General features: G+C 41.7%; 21 protein-coding genes and 1 riboswitch. Of the genes, 5 read left to right on the top strand and 16 right to left on the bottom strand.

Features of this window, described 5'->3' with window-relative positions; genetic code table 11:
* The first annotated feature begins 42 nt into the window (after window positions 1-42).
* Entirely contained in the window at window positions 43-921 is an 879-nt protein-coding gene (locus tag VP97_RS17955) for an ABC transporter ATP-binding protein (protein WP_050183450.1), read from the top strand.
* A 22-nt stretch (window positions 922-943) separates the two neighbouring features.
* The gene (locus VP97_RS17960; protein WP_050183451.1) at window positions 944-1,651 is read left to right on the top strand and encodes a hypothetical protein; all 708 of its coding nucleotides are present in this window, start codon (window positions 944-946) and stop codon (window positions 1,649-1,651) included.
* A 37-nt stretch (window positions 1,652-1,688) separates the two neighbouring features.
* Here the strand turns inward: VP97_RS17960 and VP97_RS17965 are convergent, their stop codons facing one another.
* The gene (locus VP97_RS17965) at window positions 1,689-1,961 is read right to left on the bottom strand and encodes a hypothetical protein (RefSeq protein ID WP_050183452.1); all 273 of its coding nucleotides are present in this window, start codon (window positions 1,959-1,961) and stop codon (window positions 1,689-1,691) included.
* 296 nt (window positions 1,962-2,257) lie between these two features.
* Between VP97_RS17965 and VP97_RS17970 the strand changes: the two genes are divergently transcribed.
* A complete protein-coding gene (locus tag VP97_RS17970; protein WP_050183453.1) occupies window positions 2,258-2,698 on the top strand; it encodes a hypothetical protein in 441 nt (146 codons plus the stop codon).
* A 78-nt stretch (window positions 2,699-2,776) separates the two neighbouring features.
* Here VP97_RS17970 and VP97_RS17975 read toward each other — a convergent pair whose 3' ends face one another.
* Window positions 2,777-3,601, bottom strand: a complete 825-nt coding sequence (locus tag VP97_RS17975; RefSeq protein ID WP_050183489.1) for an MBL fold metallo-hydrolase — start codon at window positions 3,599-3,601, stop codon at window positions 2,777-2,779.
* Window positions 3,602-3,917: 316 nt separating this feature from the next.
* Here VP97_RS17975 and VP97_RS17980 point away from each other — a divergent pair, with 316 nt between their 5' ends.
* Entirely contained in the window at window positions 3,918-4,325 is a 408-nt protein-coding gene (locus tag VP97_RS17980; protein ID WP_050183454.1) for a YndM family protein, read from the top strand.
* Window positions 4,326-4,619: 294 nt separating this feature from the next.
* On the opposite strand, the gene VP97_RS17985 is transcribed toward VP97_RS17980, so the two are convergent.
* From VP97_RS17985 to VP97_RS18015, 7 genes are all read right to left on the bottom strand, one after another.
* On the bottom strand, window positions 4,620-5,405 hold the full coding sequence (locus VP97_RS17985) for an ABC transporter ATP-binding protein (protein WP_050183455.1): 786 nt from the start codon (window positions 5,403-5,405) through the stop codon (window positions 4,620-4,622).
* The gene (locus VP97_RS17990) at window positions 5,402-6,115 is read right to left on the bottom strand and encodes an ATP-binding cassette domain-containing protein (protein ID WP_050183456.1); all 714 of its coding nucleotides are present in this window, start codon (window positions 6,113-6,115) and stop codon (window positions 5,402-5,404) included. The genes VP97_RS17985 and VP97_RS17990 overlap by 4 nt, the downstream gene beginning before the upstream one ends.
* 129 nt (window positions 6,116-6,244) lie before the next feature.
* Window positions 6,245-7,087 carry a class I SAM-dependent methyltransferase gene (locus VP97_RS17995; protein ID WP_050183457.1) on the bottom strand — a complete coding sequence of 281 codons (843 nt, stop codon included), beginning with the start codon at window positions 7,085-7,087 and terminating at the stop codon, window positions 6,245-6,247.
* 110 nt (window positions 7,088-7,197) lie between these two features.
* Window positions 7,198-8,028, bottom strand: coding sequence for an ABC transporter permease (locus tag VP97_RS18000; RefSeq protein WP_050183458.1), 831 nt, complete (start codon window positions 8,026-8,028; stop codon window positions 7,198-7,200).
* Window positions 8,029-8,039: 11 nt separating this feature from the next.
* The gene (gene nikB / locus VP97_RS18005; RefSeq protein WP_050183459.1) at window positions 8,040-8,978 is read right to left on the bottom strand and encodes a nickel ABC transporter permease; all 939 of its coding nucleotides are present in this window, start codon (window positions 8,976-8,978) and stop codon (window positions 8,040-8,042) included.
* Entirely contained in the window at window positions 8,975-10,510 is a 1,536-nt protein-coding gene (locus VP97_RS18010; RefSeq protein ID WP_245629932.1) for an ABC transporter substrate-binding protein, read from the bottom strand. The genes nikB and VP97_RS18010 overlap by 4 nt, the downstream gene beginning before the upstream one ends.
* Before the next feature lie 178 nt (window positions 10,511-10,688).
* Window positions 10,689-10,890: riboswitch (cobalamin riboswitch) on the bottom strand.
* Between the two features lie 156 nt (window positions 10,891-11,046).
* Window positions 11,047-11,493 carry an Lrp/AsnC family transcriptional regulator gene (locus tag VP97_RS18015; protein ID WP_050183460.1) on the bottom strand — a complete coding sequence of 149 codons (447 nt, stop codon included), beginning with the start codon at window positions 11,491-11,493 and terminating at the stop codon, window positions 11,047-11,049.
* Between the two features lie 158 nt (window positions 11,494-11,651).
* Here VP97_RS18015 and VP97_RS18020 point away from each other — a divergent pair, with 158 nt between their 5' ends.
* Entirely contained in the window at window positions 11,652-12,278 is a 627-nt protein-coding gene (locus VP97_RS18020; protein WP_050183461.1) for a YitT family protein, read from the top strand.
* Window positions 12,279-12,344: 66 nt separating this feature from the next.
* Here the strand turns inward: VP97_RS18020 and VP97_RS18025 are convergent, their stop codons facing one another.
* The 7 genes from VP97_RS18025 to ssuE form a co-directional block, all read right to left on the bottom strand.
* Window positions 12,345-13,394 (bottom strand): sulfate/molybdate ABC transporter ATP-binding protein, encoded by a 1,050-nt coding sequence (locus VP97_RS18025; RefSeq protein ID WP_050183462.1) that lies wholly within the window; start codon window positions 13,392-13,394, stop codon window positions 12,345-12,347.
* Window positions 13,395-13,408: 14 nt separating this feature from the next.
* Entirely contained in the window at window positions 13,409-14,272 is an 864-nt protein-coding gene (gene cysW / locus VP97_RS18030; RefSeq protein WP_050183463.1) for a sulfate ABC transporter permease subunit CysW, read from the bottom strand.
* A gap of 11 nt (window positions 14,273-14,283) precedes the next feature.
* On the bottom strand, window positions 14,284-15,114 hold the full coding sequence (gene cysT, locus VP97_RS18035) for a sulfate ABC transporter permease subunit CysT (protein ID WP_050183464.1): 831 nt from the start codon (window positions 15,112-15,114) through the stop codon (window positions 14,284-14,286).
* 66 nt (window positions 15,115-15,180) lie between these two features.
* Entirely contained in the window at window positions 15,181-16,236 is a 1,056-nt protein-coding gene (locus VP97_RS18040) for a sulfate ABC transporter substrate-binding protein (RefSeq protein WP_050183465.1), read from the bottom strand.
* A 104-nt stretch (window positions 16,237-16,340) separates the two neighbouring features.
* Window positions 16,341-16,532, bottom strand: coding sequence for a YezD family protein (locus tag VP97_RS18045; protein WP_050183466.1), 192 nt, complete (start codon window positions 16,530-16,532; stop codon window positions 16,341-16,343).
* A 240-nt stretch (window positions 16,533-16,772) separates the two neighbouring features.
* Window positions 16,773-17,198, bottom strand: coding sequence for an RrF2 family transcriptional regulator (locus VP97_RS18050; protein WP_050183467.1), 426 nt, complete (start codon window positions 17,196-17,198; stop codon window positions 16,773-16,775).
* A gap of 105 nt (window positions 17,199-17,303) precedes the next feature.
* On the bottom strand, window positions 17,304-17,849 hold the full coding sequence (gene ssuE, locus VP97_RS18055) for an NADPH-dependent FMN reductase (protein WP_050183468.1): 546 nt from the start codon (window positions 17,847-17,849) through the stop codon (window positions 17,304-17,306).
* Window positions 17,850-17,924 lie beyond the last annotated feature (75 nt).

Consider the following 17,924-nt stretch of genomic DNA (forward strand, 5'->3'; position numbering starts at 1 on the left):
ACTTTTCAAGAATGATGCTGCTTCAAGAAAGAAGGAATACAAATGCATTCACTTATGGAGCTGCAAAACATTACCAAACAATTCAAAGGAAAACAGGTAATACAGGAAGCTTCCCTCTCAATCCTTGCCAATCAAATTGTTGCCTTAATAGGAAAAAACGGATGTGGAAAAAGTACGTTGCTGAAGATCATTGGCGGTTTGGCGCGGCCTGACAGCGGCCGTATTATTAAACACAAACAGCCTTTAAAGATTGGCTATGTGCCGGAGGTGACTCCTTCTTCTATTCCTTTTACACCTGAACAATATCTTCTTCACATGGGCACGATCAGCGGGATAAGTAAACAACAGCTCCTCGACCGCATTGATCTGCTGCTAGACCTTTTTCAGCTGGATGACGTTCGTCAGATGAAGATTAATTCATTTTCAAAAGGAATGAAACAGAAAGTGACGATCATGCAGGCGGTGCTCCTTGAAACCGATGTCTTACTATTGGATGAACCCTTATCCGGGCTGGATTTAAAAGCACAAAAAGATGTGGAGGAAGTGCTTGTCACATTAAAAAAGAAAGGAGTCAGTGTTGTTTTAACCTGTCATGAAACAAACCTGCTAGAACAAGCAACTGATAAGGTGCTGCTTATTAAAGACGGAGAGGTGAAAGAAACTAACTTTTTACAAAACACGGAAAACTACAAAAACCGGCTGGTCTTTGAGGTGTCTGCACAGGTACTAACTGAGGTATTGTTGAAATATATAATGATTCAACAAAAAACACCTCTAGAAGAGGACCTGTATAAGATAGAAGCTATCGTTCACCAGGAATATACCGACCATGTGTTGAAAGAGCTTTTGTACAATGATGCGTCGATTAAACAGCTCGTTCCAATAAGCCGCAGTCAGGAAGCTTTTTATCAACAGTTTTAACGAAAAAGGAGATCAAACGAATATGACAGGGTTACTACGTTATCATTGGAGCAGCTACATACGATCACATCGCTATATCCCCCCGCTTACGCTTTTCATTTTAACGCTTGTTGTCAATTACGCTTATAAGCCAAATCCGATCATAGCCAGCTATTCATTTACTGCATTGATGCTTTTTTTGCTGATGGGCTGGTTCACCATCACAATTTTTCATGCGGAGGACATGGGACAGCAGCAAATCACACTTATGCACGCGAAAAGTCAAACACTCTATCATGTATCTTTGATTTTTGTCTGCTTATTTATAGCCTTCTGTTTAAGTGTTTTATCCACCGCTTATCCGATCGTTTTTGATACATTTGGCGCATCTGTTTCTCCCATACATGGACTACTTGGCTTTTTAGCTCACTTCAGCTTGGCTACGCTTTCTATTTCTCTGTGTGTTCTTTTTACCAGGGGAATAGTGAGAAAAAAAGAAAATACATGGTGGGGTGTTCTTTTTGTGCTGGTACTCTCCATTGCAGTCGTGACGCTGAAAAAATCGATACTGCCTGAGGCGTTCATTTGGTTCATGCCGCCGCTTCACCTTTCTTTAGATATGATGAGTGTGGAAGATACCATCACATCTATACCTTCTCTTTTTTACTGGCAATTTGGCTGGATTTTTCTCTACGGAGCAGTTGTAATAGGCCTGTTTTTTATATTATTAAGAAAAAAGCAGGCCTTTTAAAGGCTCTTCTGGTCATCGAAAATAAATAACAGCTGCCTTATACTTCTTTTGGCAGCTTCACACCGCCAAATTGAAACTCTACTTCAAATTTTTGTTCCGCCAGCCGCAAAAGATGTAAATAGCCTGCATCCTGAAAAGGACTAATACCAGTCTTTTTTAATTCAGCTGCTAAACAGCCAAGACTGACCAGCACGTCATTTTCCCTTACTTTAGGATAATGGTCCTTGCGCTCGATCCTATAACAGGCTGGCTTTTGATTTAGCAGCTCTTCATCAATAATAATCAGTGCTTCATCGATTGTTATAGTCATTTTTAACCTCCTCTCATCAAATACTTAAAAGCGCTTTCTTTGCATTATATCCACTTTTCTGTTCATTTATTGCTTCTATTCTTTATTATCCATTTAAGAAGTAAAAGTACATCATAAAAAAGGCTTTTGACCTTCTTCCTCCGCCTGTAGATCTGGCAGCCTTTTTATGAACAACTTCCTCTTTTCTATATGATTTCCTGATCAAAATGTTTGTGAAAATGTGACAAAGTTATGAACATGATTAAAATGGGACAGTATATAAAGACAGCGAACTGATTATAAAAGGAGGAAATATGATGAACCTTTCCAAACAACATACAGGTCTTTATGATGTAGCGTCTTTTTTGACCTTTGCCGGATTAGCTCTTTTAGTCAGCTTGTACGTTTGTCTGCTGCAGCCTGATATATATGCTTATATTTTGCCTGTCTTTGCTGCTTTTCTTTTAACTTCTATACGTTCCTTTACTCTTCATCATAAAATATTTTGCAGAGAAGAAACGGATGTGGCTCAGGCGGCTTTTTTTTATAAAGGATGTATGATTATGTATTTTGCTTTTTCACTTTACTTGTTAAACATCAGCTTTATCTTTTTTACCGTTTATTCTCACGGTGGTTACTTGGTTGTTTGGTCATGCACCCCGCTTTCCCTTCTTTGTTTTTTTATGTGCCTGCAGGCAGAAAAAGCTTTGACAAATGTTTCTTTGAACAAAACATCGATCAACACAGATGCTATATAACAAAGAAATTACTTCCAATAAAAAAATCCATTTTGTACATATTGATCAAAATGGATTCTTTTTATATCATGAACAACATTATGTATGAAATAAAGTGCCGTTAAGTGCTGCTATATATCTTTGGGCTGACCTTTGAACAGCTCCATTGGCGTCTTTTTTTATAACACGATGAAATGCATTATACATGCGGTCGAAGTTCAGCCCTTTTACTGTATCGGCAATTTCCTGCACTTTTGCTGCAGGCAAAGGAATTAAGTTTGGATAACTATACATAAAGCTTACCCATCGATTGTCTGGCACTATCTGAATAATATCCCCTGTAAGTAATACTCCTTTTTGGCCGCAGCCCTCTTTCCATTCCAATACCGCACCGCCCTCGAAATGCCCCCCAAGCCGATGAAGAACAAGCTCTTTGGTCAGTTCAAGTGTTTCCCCAGACCAAAAGATGATTCGTTCGCTTGGTCTCGTAACCCATTTTTCATCATCTTTATGAATATAAATTGGTATATCGAACACTTCTGCCCACTCAACCTGGCTGGAATAATAATGGGGATGAGACAGAGCAATTGCATGAAGTCCGCCCAATTCCTTTACTTTTTTAATAGTGTATTCATCAAGTAATGTTAAGCAATCCCACAGTAAGTTGAACCCTTTATTTTGTATAAGATAAGCTGTTTGTCCAATTCCAAAGCTTGGCGTTGTGGTTATGCTATACAGTCCTTCTTCTTCTAGCAAACATTCATTTTGGTAGCGGCCCTTTTCTATCATTTGCTCCATGGTCGTCCATACTTGTCCGTTCGGATTTACATATTGCCTTTCTTCAGTGCAAATGATGCAGCTCTCGGGCGGAGCGTCTGTAAGCTCATACTGTATTCCACATGTTTCACAAATAAAATGGTTCACAACTTTCAACCCTTTCCTGCTGTTAAATAAAGCTAATTTTGCTAACCATTATATCATTTTTTATATGTGCTTTAGAAAACAGATTATTGACCGAATTTTTAGCAAGAAAAAAGAATCACTGAAAAAGCAGCGATTCATCCTTAACGTAGCAAACTTAAAGTGGGAGTGTTCTCGCCAAGAATGATAAAATACCCCTATTTTCTCATCATCCATACACAGGAAAAAAGTGGGGTTTCCATAATGATTTAACAAAAATTGTTTAAGCTCTCAACACCCGGGTATATTTTGAGAACAAACGTAAAAGGAGGTGTTTACCTTGGAACATGTAAAAGCGATTTTAATTAAGTTTGTGATGATTACAGCTGTTTTAGGCATTGTTCTTACCGGCATTTATGGTGGTGAATTTGGGGATACACTTCTAATTAGTGTTGTTCTTACCATTGTCGCTTATATCCTTGGCGATTTAATGCTTTTCCGTAAAACCGGTGATAATGATGGTCCAAGTGCAGACTATGTAAAGCGCAATACAATCGCAACTGTGTCAGATGCGGTGCTGGCTTTTTTAGTCGTCTGGCTTATGGGAAAATCTCTCTTTATTAATGATGGAGATGTATTAACAGCGGCTTTTCTTTCTGCTTTCTTTATCGCAGCAGGAGAATGGTTCTTCCATAAGTATTTAGATGACCATGTTTTTCACGAGAAGCACTCTCATTATGAGGCGTAATAGTTGAAAGCCGAATAAAAAACTGGATTGTATGAATTCACTATTCTTTATCCTGCTTCTCTTTAAAGGTTAGCTTTATTAAACAACATGGATAATAGATTATGGACACACAAAAAGGAATTCAAAGTATGAATTCCGTTTTGTGTGTGTTTCCTTATTTCACCTCTATTATACACAGCTATCCCTCAGGAGAAAGTTTATTCATCTGTAAAGATTTTTCGCATTTCTTCTTGCTTTCATTTCAATCCGAGTTTTCTCAAACTATTCAGTGAAACGTACAACTTCCCCTAATATTCACATAAGCTGTTTAGCTTCTTTCTTTAGCAGGGATTGAAACAACAAACGAGCATATGGATGTACAGGCGGCTGATGATTGTCTGCTTTCACGGTATCAACTATTTTTCCTTGATACATGACCATGATACGGCTGCAAAGCTGATGTGCCGACCGAAGGTCATGAGTAATAAATAAATACGAAAGCCCTTTCTGCTTTTGAATATTTTTTAGCATATGGATGATCTCTCTTTGAGCGGGTGGATCAAGGCTGGCAACTGCTTCATCAAAGATAATTAAATCCGGCTGGACTGCTAGCGCTTTTGCAATACATATCCGCTGTTTTTGGCCGCCGCTCAGCTCATGTGGAAAGCGTCGCAAAAAAGAATCATCAAGACCGACCAGCTCGAGCAGTCGTTTAACAGAAGCCAGGCTGTTTTTTCCTTTCAGCCCAAAAAAGTTCCTGACTGGTTCTTCTATTATTTCTCTTACACACATTCCTGGATATAAAGAAGAGGAAGAATCCTGCAAAACTAGTTGAATCTGTTTATAAAACGCCCTGTCATGAGTCTTTTTTTCAATCAGCTTTTTATTTACACGTATACAACCAGATGTCGGAAAGTCTATATTCATAATGAGCTTCGCCAGTGTGCTTTTTCCGCAGCCGCTCTCACCAACCAGCCCGACGCTTTCTCCTTTTGCAATCGAGAAGCTGACCGAATGAACCGCTGTAAACGAGATATTTTTTTGAAACAGTCCTGTCCGTTTTGGATATTTCTTCGTCACCTCTTCAAGTTCAAGAATCATTTTTGGGGTACCCCTCCTTCTTTCATTTGAATCACATGATCGGCAAACAGGTCAATGCTGTCATGGTCATGAGAAATGAGTAAAACCGTCAACCCTAATTCATATTGGAGGTTTTTAAGCAGCGTCAATACTTTTTCTTTGTTGATCACATCCAGGGCCGTAGTCGGTTCATCGGCGATTAAAATTTTAGGCTCCAGACTCAGCATCATGGCGAGCAAAACCCGCTGGCGCATTCCTCCACTTAGTTCAAATGGATAAGCCGACAGGATAAATTCCGGCTCATCAAAACCAACCTGTTCTAAAAGAGAATACAGATAAGCAGCTGCCTCCTTTTTCGGCCGCTTTTTCGTTTGGTTCAGCGTCTCTAGCATTTGCTTTTTCACCGTACGAATCGGATCCAGCCCATTTATCGAATGCTGAATCAGAAGAGCAATTTCCCTGCCACGAAGCTTCCGCCAGCTCGCCTCGTCTCCACTGGTAATCGTTTGACCTTCGTAGCAAATATAACCATTGCTGATCACACAGTTGTTTGACAGCATGCCGGCGATGGCATGAGCTGTTACGCTTTTCCCACACCCGCTTGGTCCCGCTAATGCCGTCATTTCTCCTTTGTACAAATTAAATGAAATGTTTTGAACAAGCGGCTTTGTCCGGCCAGCTTCCCGACATGAGATTTCCAGACGCTCCACCTGTAATAGCGGCTGCTTCATTCTATTATCAAGTCCTCTATAACATATTGAATGCCCCTCTTACTTGTCTGCTGAAGAGGAGACCTTCTTGTTAATATTGAATAACATCAACATGTGAAAAAGATCGTGTCTTTTTCCTTTTGCTTACTTTTACTCATTTATAATCGGGCTCCAATACATTAAAGCAGCGTGAAATGGATATGTATATTCGTATACACCCTCTTGTTCTGTCACATATTGATTAATAATCCTTTTTACTTCTTGCTCATTGTAATGTGGATCTAAAATCTTTGTGGTGTTATCTTTTATTAGCTGTTCATGGGAAGAATAGGTTTTTTTGCTTTGTAATTTCACTATTTGGCAGTTGGCCATAATACCAAGCTGATGCAGGATTTGTAAGATATGAATGTAATCCCGGCGTCTGAGATTAATGTTATAGCCCATCTGGTGCAGCTTCATATAATGCGGCTTTTCTGGACCCGTTGTCATCCCTGTAATGGCTAGGCGGTTTGCGGACTTATTCATTTTTAACAAGGCATTTCCTATATCATGCATACGATAAAAACAATTAAATCCAAATACGACATCATACCTTTCACTTTCTTTTTCACTTTCCCACTTGCCACAAACCAGCTCCATATTATTTACACCTTTAGCAGCAGCCTGCGACGCTAAAAATTGCACAATACTTTTGGAACTATCGATACAGGTAAGCTTTTGAACCTTATCGGCGATCGCAAAGGTATAATTGCCCCATCCAGGTCCGATTTCCAACACATGATCGTTGCTGTTTAAAAGAGGAATAAGCTCCTGCTGCACGACCATCGAATACGGATCGGGTTTATGCGATGCTTTTTTCTTCACCATAGAAGACCAAAAGTCTTCTTCAGCCTGATCATCCCTTAACCGCCTCGGTATCGTCCCATTCTGCTCCTTCATCAACTCCTGCCATAGCTCAATATAATCGTAATCCTTTTTTATTTGCGTTTTCATCTATTCTCTCCCCATCTACATGAATCGTATTTTTTATATTGTAGTAGTCATTATGCGAGCGGCCCCTGCACAAACGCTAACTGGACAGAGAGGTATATTTCTTGTTTATATCATGCTATTCGTTTGCCTGCTATTAATTGGCTTTTGTTTTGTGCTTCACCAATCAGCTGGCAGGCTGATACAAAAAGCATGATGGCCAGACCCGGAAAAATGATTGTGTGCGGGGCAACTTGAAAATAAGCTACCGCATCATGAAGCATCACACCCCATTCTGGTGCTGGCGGCTGTGTACCTAATCCTAAAAAGGACAAGCCCGCCATTAAAAGGACCACTTTTCCAGTATCCAGTGCACCATAAACAAGAAGCGGTGGAAAAACCTTGGGAAGAATGTAGCGCCTCATAATACGTACATGATTATTCCCTGACATTCTGGCGGATAAAATATAGTCCGTCTGGGAGGCGTTTCGTACGAGACTGCGGATAAAACGCACATATCCAGCCCACCGCACCAGTACAATCGCAAGCGTCATATGTATCAGCCCGGGTCCAAGGACACCGACAATGGCAATGGTTAATACAATATCAGGAATTGCAAGCGTCCCATCGATCAAGCGCATAAAGAAATGATCTCCCCTGCCGCGTACGTATCCAGTGAACAGGCCGATAGGAAGGCTGATGACGAATGTGCAAACAACAATGAATAAAGCAAACAAAGCACTAATACGTGAGCCAAATAAAACGCGTGACAAAATGCAGCGTCCCAGATGATCCGTACCAAACGGATAAGACCAGCTCGGAGGAGCCAGCCGGTTTGATAGATTGATCAGGAGCGGATCATGTGGAGCGAGCCAGGGAGCCAAAAAACCGGCTAAACCAATCAGCAAAAGAAATCCGACTCCCGCTAAAAGACTTTTGTTGCTTAAATAAACGCTATGTTTCATCTTTGCTCCTCCTACTGAACACGCATTCTTGGATCCACTAACCTGTAAAGAATATCAACGACGATATGAATCAAAACAAATAAAAATGAGGTCAGAACTACATAACCCTGAATCACAGGATAATCCCGTTTGTTAATCGCTTCTATTATGTATTTTCCTAAACCAGGCCAGGAAAAAATCGATTCTATAATCATGCTTCCGCCTATCATAAAAGCAAAGCTTGTTCCTATCATGGTGACGACAGGAAGGAAAGCGTGTTTTAATATATGAAAAAGTAAAATGCGTCTTTTGGATAATCCTCTTGCTTTTGCTGCTTGAACAAACGGTTGATCCATGGCCTCAAGCAGATTGCTACGCAGAACTCGGGCATAAACGCTGCCAAGCCCTAACCCAAGCGTAAGAGCCGGCAGAACCAGATGTGCCAGTGTACCGCGGCCCATCGAAGGAAGCCAACCGAGTTGGACAGAGCACAAATAAATAAGCAGGAACCCCAGCCAGAAAGAAGGAATCGATGAACCTAAAAGAGCGGCTCCTCTTCCTATTTTGTTGAGCCATCCACTGGAGTAAAATGCTGTAGCCATTCCCATCAAAAACGTAACGAGCACCATGACAAGCAGACCCGCTCCAGCCAGCTCCAGGGTAGCTGGCAGCCGGTGAAGAAGTTCATTTATGACAGGTTCTCTCGATACATAGGAAGTGCCCCATTGCCAGGTAAATGCATCCTGCAGCCAATTGACATACTGGCTCGCTAAGCTGTCTGTCAGTCCAAGCTCTTCCCGCAGATTCGTCAGCGCTTCGTTGGAAACCGGTATATTATGCGCGCTCAGCAGCAAATATGCTGGATCTCCCGGCGCCAGCCGCAGCAGCCAAAAAGTAAGAGAGGAAACAAAGAAAACAACAAGCATCAACTGCACTACACGTTCAAATCCAAAACGAACAATGTTTTTCATTCTCTTGTCATATTCATTTGAGCAGTAATGTAGTAGTACTCGATTGGATGCGGCGAAAACCCTGTCATGCCTTTTTTCAGTGCAAAGACCGTTTCCGGGTGAACAATAAACGACTGCGGCAGGTCATTATTAATGATTTTTTGTATATCGCGTGCCAGTTCGTTGCGCTTATCTTTATTATCTGTCCCGTTCAACTGGCCAATCAGTCCATCAAGAGCAGGCGATGCATAATGACTAGGATTTGACCCGCTGTCTGAGCGATAAAACAGGTTTAAAAAATATTGTGGATCACCAGTGTGAGCTGTCAGCATACTGTACATTGCTACATCCCATTTTTCCTTCACCAGTGCTTCATCAATATTTTCTACCTGGCGAAGATTCAATTTGACTCCATTTTCCAATAGCCTGCTTTGAATGATTTCAGCCATCACCGTCAGTTCCGGGCGCTGTGGAAACGTCAGCATATTCACTTCCAGCATACTGCCGTTTTTTTCCCAAAAAGCTTCTTCATTTTTCTGCCATCCTTCATTTTTCATCAGAGCTGCAAAGGAGCTTGCTGCTTTCCCTTCTTCTCCCTGGCTGAACGGCAGCAATTCAGGAAATGGCCCAATGGCTGCTGCTGCTTTTCCTTTCATAACAGATTCGACTATTTCGTCTCGCGGAATCAAAGCATCCACTGCTGCTCGCAGTGCTTTATTTTTAAACAAGGGAGAATCAAAATTAAACAGCATCATATGCGTACGAAGTGATGGGGCTGTCATCACCTGAAATTGATTGTTTTTTTCAAGAACAGCGATGTTGTCAATCGGAATGTCAACTGCGGCGTCTACATCTCCCGATTGCAGTGCCATCAGCCTTGTATTGCCTTCCGGAATAAACTGAATAGTGATTTCCGAAAGAAGCGCTTTTTCTCCCCAATACGGTTCGTACCTTTTTACAACAAGTGACTCATCTTTTTGATATTGCTTGATTTGAAAGGGTCCTGTTAAAGCAGGATACGTATCCTCCTTCCCCAGGGTTTCTACATCTCCGATGATAACCGATGGATCCGCTAAATGAGCAGGCAAAGCCGCATTTGGCTCAGTTGTTTCGATTTTCAATTGGTTTTTGGCCGGTGTTTCTATCGCTTTAATTTTCAGCAAATCTTTGGCTTTTGCATCTTTTTCAATCGATCGGAGCAGTGAAGCTTTCACACTGGCTGCATCCATTGATTTTCCATTGTGAAAGGTTACATTCTCTTCAAGCTGAAAAATCCATGTGGCTGCTCCTTCCCGCTTCCACTCTTCAGCCAGCCAGGGTACTGTATTTAATTCGTTATCCAGCTTCATCAATGTTTCTCCTGTACCTGAGCGCATGACTTCCCAGCTGTCACTTCCATGTGGATCAAGACTAGACGGACTCCACGGAAAAGCAACTGTCGCTGTTGCTGTTTCTGCATCTGCTCCTTTTTCCTGGCTGCATCCGGACAAGATTAAGGTTCCAATCATGGCTGCACACAAAAAAAGCATCCATTTTTGTTTTTTGTTTCTCACTTTTTCAGCACCTCCTGTGTTTGTAGTAAGCGGCGAAAACAAAAAAGCATTTCTGACCGTATAGGAGGTCAGAAATGCTTTTTATAGAGAAAGGAAGGACCTGACTTCAACCTTAAAGAAAAGATTGACACAGCAGGCCGTAAGCACCCTAACCACCTTCCTAAATCCCGTAGGTCGAGCAGTGATGTTAAAACAGGCAGGTCTCCTGACTTGGGATATCTCTTTCAGGCCTTCCCGGTTTTAACCAGTGGCTTTTCTGAAAGGACTCAGCTTGGCTGATACACCCATACAGTGGCGGGTCCGTGCCGGATTCAAACCGGCTTCCCTTTTAAGCACATAGAGCTGAACGCTCTTCGTGCACCTATTTCCATATCATATTATGTTTTACGCATTACTATTTTCAAAATGAACCACTGTTCTCACATTCTTCTTTTGAAGTTCCCTTTCATGTTAATTTCCACAAACTAAAATGTCAATAAACGACCTGTTCTAATCATGTTTTTATTAGAGGCTTCTTCCTGAGAAGTTCATACTTTTTATGACTCCTGTGGTTTAGGCAGAATCGGCCGAAACGTGACGGGAGAAGTAAGAATAATAGACGTATGAACATTTCCATAAGGCATCAGTCTGTCCACAAGCATTCTCAAATCATCCATACTGGACACTGCCGCTTTAATAAAATAACCAAAATGGCCTGTTACCCGGTGACATTCAATCACATCGAAATCCCTGGAAATCATTTGTTCAAATTCATTGGCTGACACTTTCAAGTCACTAATTTGAACAATCAGCAGCGTATCTCTCCCTACTTTTTCCGGTGATACCCGGGCTGCAAAACCCTTGATTACACCCTGTTCCTGCAGCCGGTGCAGCCGTTCAGTAATGCTCGGCCGGCTTAAAGCCAGCTTTTTTGAAAGCTCACTAATCGTCATGCGGGCATCTTCCTGCAAAAGCGCCAGCAAATCAATATCAATTTTGTCCATCTCTTCTCCTTTCCAAAATGAATATTTCATCTCTAAAATCGATTCAATTTGTAAATATCTTTGATCAAATATATTCATTATTGCATATATAAATCCTTATTCAGATTGTATCATGAAGGTAACTACTTTGCATGAGACTGTATGAGAAGGAGAAAGAAATGAAAAGAGTTCTATACATTATATTAGGCTGCCTGCTCACAAGCATCGGTGCCGTAATTTTACAGCATGGTGGAGTGATGACAGGCGGCACTGCAGGACTGGCCCTGCTTTTAAGCTATGCCTCTGATCTTCCGTTTGGGTTGATCTTTTTTCTTGTGAATGTACCCTTTTACGTGTTATCGATTATCTTTATGGGCTGGAATTTTACTATTTCCACGATTTTGTCAGTCACTCTGCTGTCTGCGATTACAGGGCTGGATAAATGGCTGCCTGCTTTTGAAATTCCTATGTCTGTCGGAGCGGTTGTTGGGGGAGTTTTTATTGGATTTGGGGTATCTATCATGTTTATGAACCGCGCTTCTCTTGGCGGCTCTAACATTGTCGCGCTCATTCTTCAGAAAAAGCTGGGCTGGAATCCTGGAAAATTAAATTTCCTTTTTGATTTTGTTGTCGTTTTATATGGCTTTTATTCGATTGGTATTTTAAATGGTGCTCTTTCTGTTTTATCTATAATGGTGACTTCAAGTATTATCAGCCATTTCAAACAGAAGATTGGTGCAAGCAACCATTCGGTGAAAGAAAAAGAAGCGGCTCCTTCTGTAGAAGGAACCATCGCTACAAGCTGATTATAAAGTTAGCAAAAAGAAACGGGCCGGCTGGTTTGTTTCTTTTTTTTTTTTCAGATCAAAAATTCAAATGGAATAGTCTGCCGGAATGAAAACTTTTAATTGATTTGGCCGTATAAAAACCGTTTCTCCCGTTTGAAGGTCGAGCTCCCGGTATTGTTCTTTCGGCAGCTCTGCTTCTAAAAACCGTTCTGCTCCCTCTTCTTTTAATTCAATATGCACCGTGCGGCCGACCGCATGAACGTGCATGACCCTTGCCTGTACAGCATCCTCTGTTGGCTTTTCCCGCTCAATCACGAGATCATGCGGCCGGACATACGCGAGTGCTTGTTGTTCAGCGTCTGATTGGTCCCCATTTCTCCACTTTCCATTTTCAAGCCTGCCGTGAAATACGTTGACATTGCCTAGAAAATCATAAACAAACGGACTGTTCGGCTGTTCATACACTTCTTCCGGGCTGCCAATCTGTTCGATTCGTCCTTCATTCATAACAACAATCCGATCCGCAACATCTAATGCTTCCTCCTGATCATGGGTAACGAAAATACTAGTAATATGAAATTCGTCATGAAGGCGGCGCAGCCACCGGCGAAGTTCCTTGCGCACTTTTGCATCAAGCGCACCAAACGGCTCATCTAAAAGCAATACTTTTGGTTCTACAGCAAGGGCCCGCGCAAGCGCTACACGCTGGCGCTGACCTCCTGACAGCTGAGATGGATATCGATCTGCAAAAGATTCAAGCTTTACAAGTGATAAAAGCTCCGTTACTTTTCTCTTTATATCTTTTTTAGATGGGCGCTCCCTTTTAGACCGTACTTTTAGTCCATATGCTACATTATCAAAAACGGTCATATGTTTAAAAAGAGCGTAATGCTGAAATACAAAGCCGACTTTCCGCTCGGTCGTACGAATATGGGTCATTTCTTCATTTCCAAACAAAATTACACCATTATCTGCTTCTTCAAGACCTGCAATAATACGAAGAAGTGATGTTTTTCCGGATCCAGATGGTCCAAGCAGTGCCACCAGTTCCCCTGTTTGAATATCAAGATTAATATTTTTCAGCGCCTGAAATGAGCCGAATGTTTTGGATACTTCCTTAATTTGAATACTCACCCTTTGCTCCTCCTTCAGCCATGCTGGCCGGATTTCCACTCCACAATATTTTTCAAGATAAGCGTCACAATAGCTAAAATAGACATTAACGACGCTACAGCAAATGCAGCAGAAAACTGGTATTCATTGTATAGAATTTCAATATGCAGCGGCATTGTATTCGTTAACCCGCGAATATGACCGGACACCACAGAGACAGCTCCAAATTCTCCAACTGCCCGAGCATTGCACAAAATAACCCCGTATAGTAAGCCCCATTTAATATTTGGGAGTGTAACAAGCCAGAATGTTTTCCAGCCGTTTGCCCCAAGTGTAAGCGACGCTTCTTCTTCAGCGGAACCCTGTGCCTGCATAAGGGGAATGAGTTCGCGTGCAACAAAAGGAAACGTAACGAATAAAGTGGCCAGTACAATACCCGGCACAGCAAATAAAATTTTAATGTCATGCTGGAATAGAAAATCTCCAAATAGCCCATGTGTACTGAATAAAAGAACAAAAACAAGACCTGCAATCACAGGAGATATCGCAAATGGCAAGTCAATCAATGTAACTAACAGGCTTTTTCCTTTGAATTCAAACTTGGTAATAGCCCAGGCAGCTGTAATACCAAAAAGGGCATTCAGCGGAACCGTCAATACAACAACGAGCAGCGTCAGTTTAATAGCGGAGACAGCGTCAGGATCAGTGATAGAGGCTATATACAGCCCGATTCCCTGTTCAAATGCTTTTATAAAAATAGCAGCAAGCGGCAGCAACAGAAACAAAAACAAAAAAGCAAGTGCCACGGTAATTAATAGGATCCGTACAAGGAGCGGCTCACGAGCGGTTTTTTTATCTACTTGTTTACTGCCGTACTGCAGTGAAATGTGTCCAGCCATTGTGTTCCTCCTTAAGAATGTGTGTATTTGCGATTTGTCCACCACTGTACGCCATTAATAAACAGCAGAAGCACAAACGAGATGATCAGCATTACCGCTGCAATAGCCGTGGCACCTTCATAATCGTACTGCTCAAGCTTTGTCATAATCATTAGCGGGGTAATCTCTGTTTTCATCGGCATGTTTCCGGCAATGAATACAACGGACCCGTATTCTCCAAGCGCCCGGGCAAACGCCAGCGCAAATCCTGTGAGCGCCGCTGGTATAATTTCCGGTACAATCACTTTCCAAAATGTTTGCAGCCGGCCGGCACCTAAAATAGCGGAAGCTTCCTCTGTTTCCTGATCAAAATTCTGTAAAACAGGCTGCACCATTCGGACGACAAAGGGAAGGCCGATAAAAGTCAGAGCAATGATGATTCCGATCGGGGTAAACGCTACTTTAAACGGAAGAAACTGTCCAACCCATCCTGTTTCTGTATAAAGAGTGGTAAGTGCGATACCGGCTACAGCGGTAGGAAGCGCAAACGGAAGGTCGACTAATCCATCAATGATACGTTTACCAGGGAAGGAATATCGAACAAGCACCCAGGCAATCAATACGCCGAATACAACGTTGATACACGCTGCTGCGAACGACGCGCCAAAACTTAGCCGGTAAGAAGCAAGCACCCGAGGCTCAGTAACAGCTGCCCAAAAACCGGCCCAGCTCATGGAAGCCGTATTTACAAAAATCATGGCCAGCGGCAGCAAAACAAGCAAACTTACGTATAACGTTGTAAAGCCGAGGGATAATCCAAACCCAGGAAGTATACTATGTTTTTTCCATCTTTTCACTCTCATTATGTCACCCGCATCTCTCTTAGAGGTAGCTAAAGCGGCAGGCACATGCCAGCCGCTTTGAATGCTTTACTTTGGCTGGTAAATTTCATCAAACGTTCCACCGTCATCAAAGTGTGTTTGTTGTGCAGCTTTCCAGCCGCCAAATTCATCATCAATGGTGACAAGGTTAATATCCGGAAACTGGTCTGCATATTTCGCTAGTACTTCCTCATTGCGAGGCCGGTAGTAGTTTTCAGCCGCAATTTCCTGGCCTTTCTCTGTATACAGATATTCCAGGTATGCTTCCGCAACTTTTTCGGTTCCTTTTTTATCAGCCACTTTATCGACAACGGCTACTGGTGGTTCCGCTAAAATACTTAAAGACGGATTTACAATTTCAAATTTGTCTTTCCCTAATTCATTTAGAGAAAGGTACGCTTCATTTTCCCAGGCAATCAAAACATCTCCAATTCCGCGTTCTACAAAGGTAGTCGTAGAGCCGCGAGCTCCTGAATCAAGTACTTCAACATTTTGATAGATATCCCCGACTAACTGTTTAATTTTCTTTTCATCTCCATTAAGCTTTTTGTCCGCATACGCCCAGGCAGCTAGATAGTTCCAGCGTGCGCCTCCGGACGTTTTCGGGTTTGGTGTAATAACCGATACGCCTTTTTTCGCTAAATCATCCCAATCTTTGATCTGCTTCGGATTTCCTTTCCGGACAAGAAAGACAATTGTTGATGTATAGGGTGTAGAATTATCATCGAGGCGTGTTTGCCAATCTTCTGCTGTTAATCCTGCCTTCGCTACTTCATCAATGTCTCCTGCGAGTGCCAATGTAGTGACATCTGCTTCAAGTCCGTCAATGACAGCCCGAGCTTGTTTTCCTGAACCACCATGTGATTGCTGGATAGATACATCCTGGCCTGTTTCCTCTTTCCAATGACCGGCAAATTCTTTATTAAATTCTTCATATAATTCTCGTGTTGGATCGTAAGACACATTCAAAAGTTCGACCGGCTCCTTCGAAGAAGACTCTTGATTACCGCTTCCCTCCTCCGCACTGCCGCTGCATCCTGCTAAAATAGTGGCTGTCACCGTAATTCCTGCAAATAATTTAAAAGCAATTGGTTTTTGTTTCATCTCTATAACCTCTCTCTCATAAATAAATGTTCATATAAAAAAGGCAGACTGCCTCTAACAAAAAATCGTTAGAAGAGTCTGCCTTCAGTTTGTCTGATCGGCATTTATTGAATTTTTACTTGTTTCGGTTTTCCGTACACTTGGTTTTTTTTTAATGGGAACCGCTGTTTTTCCAGTCGGTCGATTTGAGTGATCTGTGAATCGTGAATCATAATTTCCACTGACCCGTATTCAATTCCCTGCAGTGATTTTACGATCCGCTCAATCCATTGTTCGTCAATCTGTTTTTCCGCCATGCTGCATCCCTCCATTTTTTAATCTCGACCTTTTCAGTCGACTTTTGGTCAAAAAAAGCTCCTTTGCATCTTCAGGCCAAACGTATTGGATAGAGATTACAAGGAGCCTTCAGTTGTCTGATCAGCTTAGTATGTAGTTTTTTATAACCAAGTATTTCGGTTTGTTTTATTTGATTAATTGGATTATAGCCTATTAAGAAAATGATGTCTACCTGTTTTTTCAAAAAATATTTTTTGGAATTAAACAGGAATAATAGGACGCAGCTGTCCTTTTAATAGGTCCTCCAGTGTTGTTTGTTCGAGCACAAAAGCAATCGTGTCTCTTACCAGGGCCCAGAGCGGCTTTAATAAACAGCTTCCTTCAAGCTGACAGGGTTCATACGCGGTAATGCTGGCACAGCTCATTGGAGAAAGTGGACCCTCTATTTGCCGAATCACTTCGCCAATATTAATTTCTGACGGCCGCTTGCTTAAAAAGTAACCTCCCTGGATGCCGCGTTTACTTTCAACGTACCCAAGCTTTTTAAGGCTAAGTAGAATTTTTTCTAAGTACTTTACAGTGACAAGAGTAGCTTCTGAAATGTTACTGATCGACATAAGTTCGTTTTTTTGTCCAAGCACAAGTAATGCTCTTAATGCGTATTCTCCCCGGCTGGATACCTTCATTCTTACACCCCTTCATAACCAAGTATTCCAATTTGTTTTATTTAAATTATATTCACTATGTAGAAAAGTGTACATAAAAAAAGACTGCGCTTATGCAGCCTTTTTTTAACGTACAGCCAGGGAACGACTTGCTTCTTCTTTTGCTAACAACAGCACCCGATCGAGCCGCCCACTAATTTCAGGAGCCAGTATATATCGTAAATCCTTTGTTTTTTCTACCTGTGTATCGAGAATGTATGCACCGTTTAAAATAGTAGTAGCACCAAGTGCAGACAAAACGGGCTTTAATGCGTAGTCAATTACCAAAAGATGTCCAAAAGAACCACCGAGTACAAGTGGAAGAACCGTTTTTCCTTCCAGCCCTTTTTGAGGCAGCAAATCAAGGTATGTTTTTAAAATGCCAGTGTATGCGGCTTTGTAGACAGGTGTCAGCACCACGACAATGTCAGCTTCTTCTACTATCTTATTTGCTTTTAAAATCGGTCCGCTATTGAAATTAGCTAAAATTAAATCTTCTGCTGGCAGATCATGAACGAAAATGGTTTCTGTATCAACGCTCTCTTTTTTAAAATAAGATGCTGCTTTATCCAAAATTCCTTTTAAACGGGACTGCTTGCTGTTTCCTCCATAGATCATTACTGCTTTTGTCATTTTATCCATCCTTTCCTTCGTTTAAAATAAAAGAAGCCTTTTAGGTGAAACAAATGTGCTTCACGTAAAAGGCCT

The organism is Domibacillus robiginosus (genome assembly GCF_000966195.1).
GTDB classification, from domain to species: domain Bacteria; phylum Bacillota; class Bacilli; order Bacillales; family Domibacillaceae; genus Domibacillus; species Domibacillus robiginosus.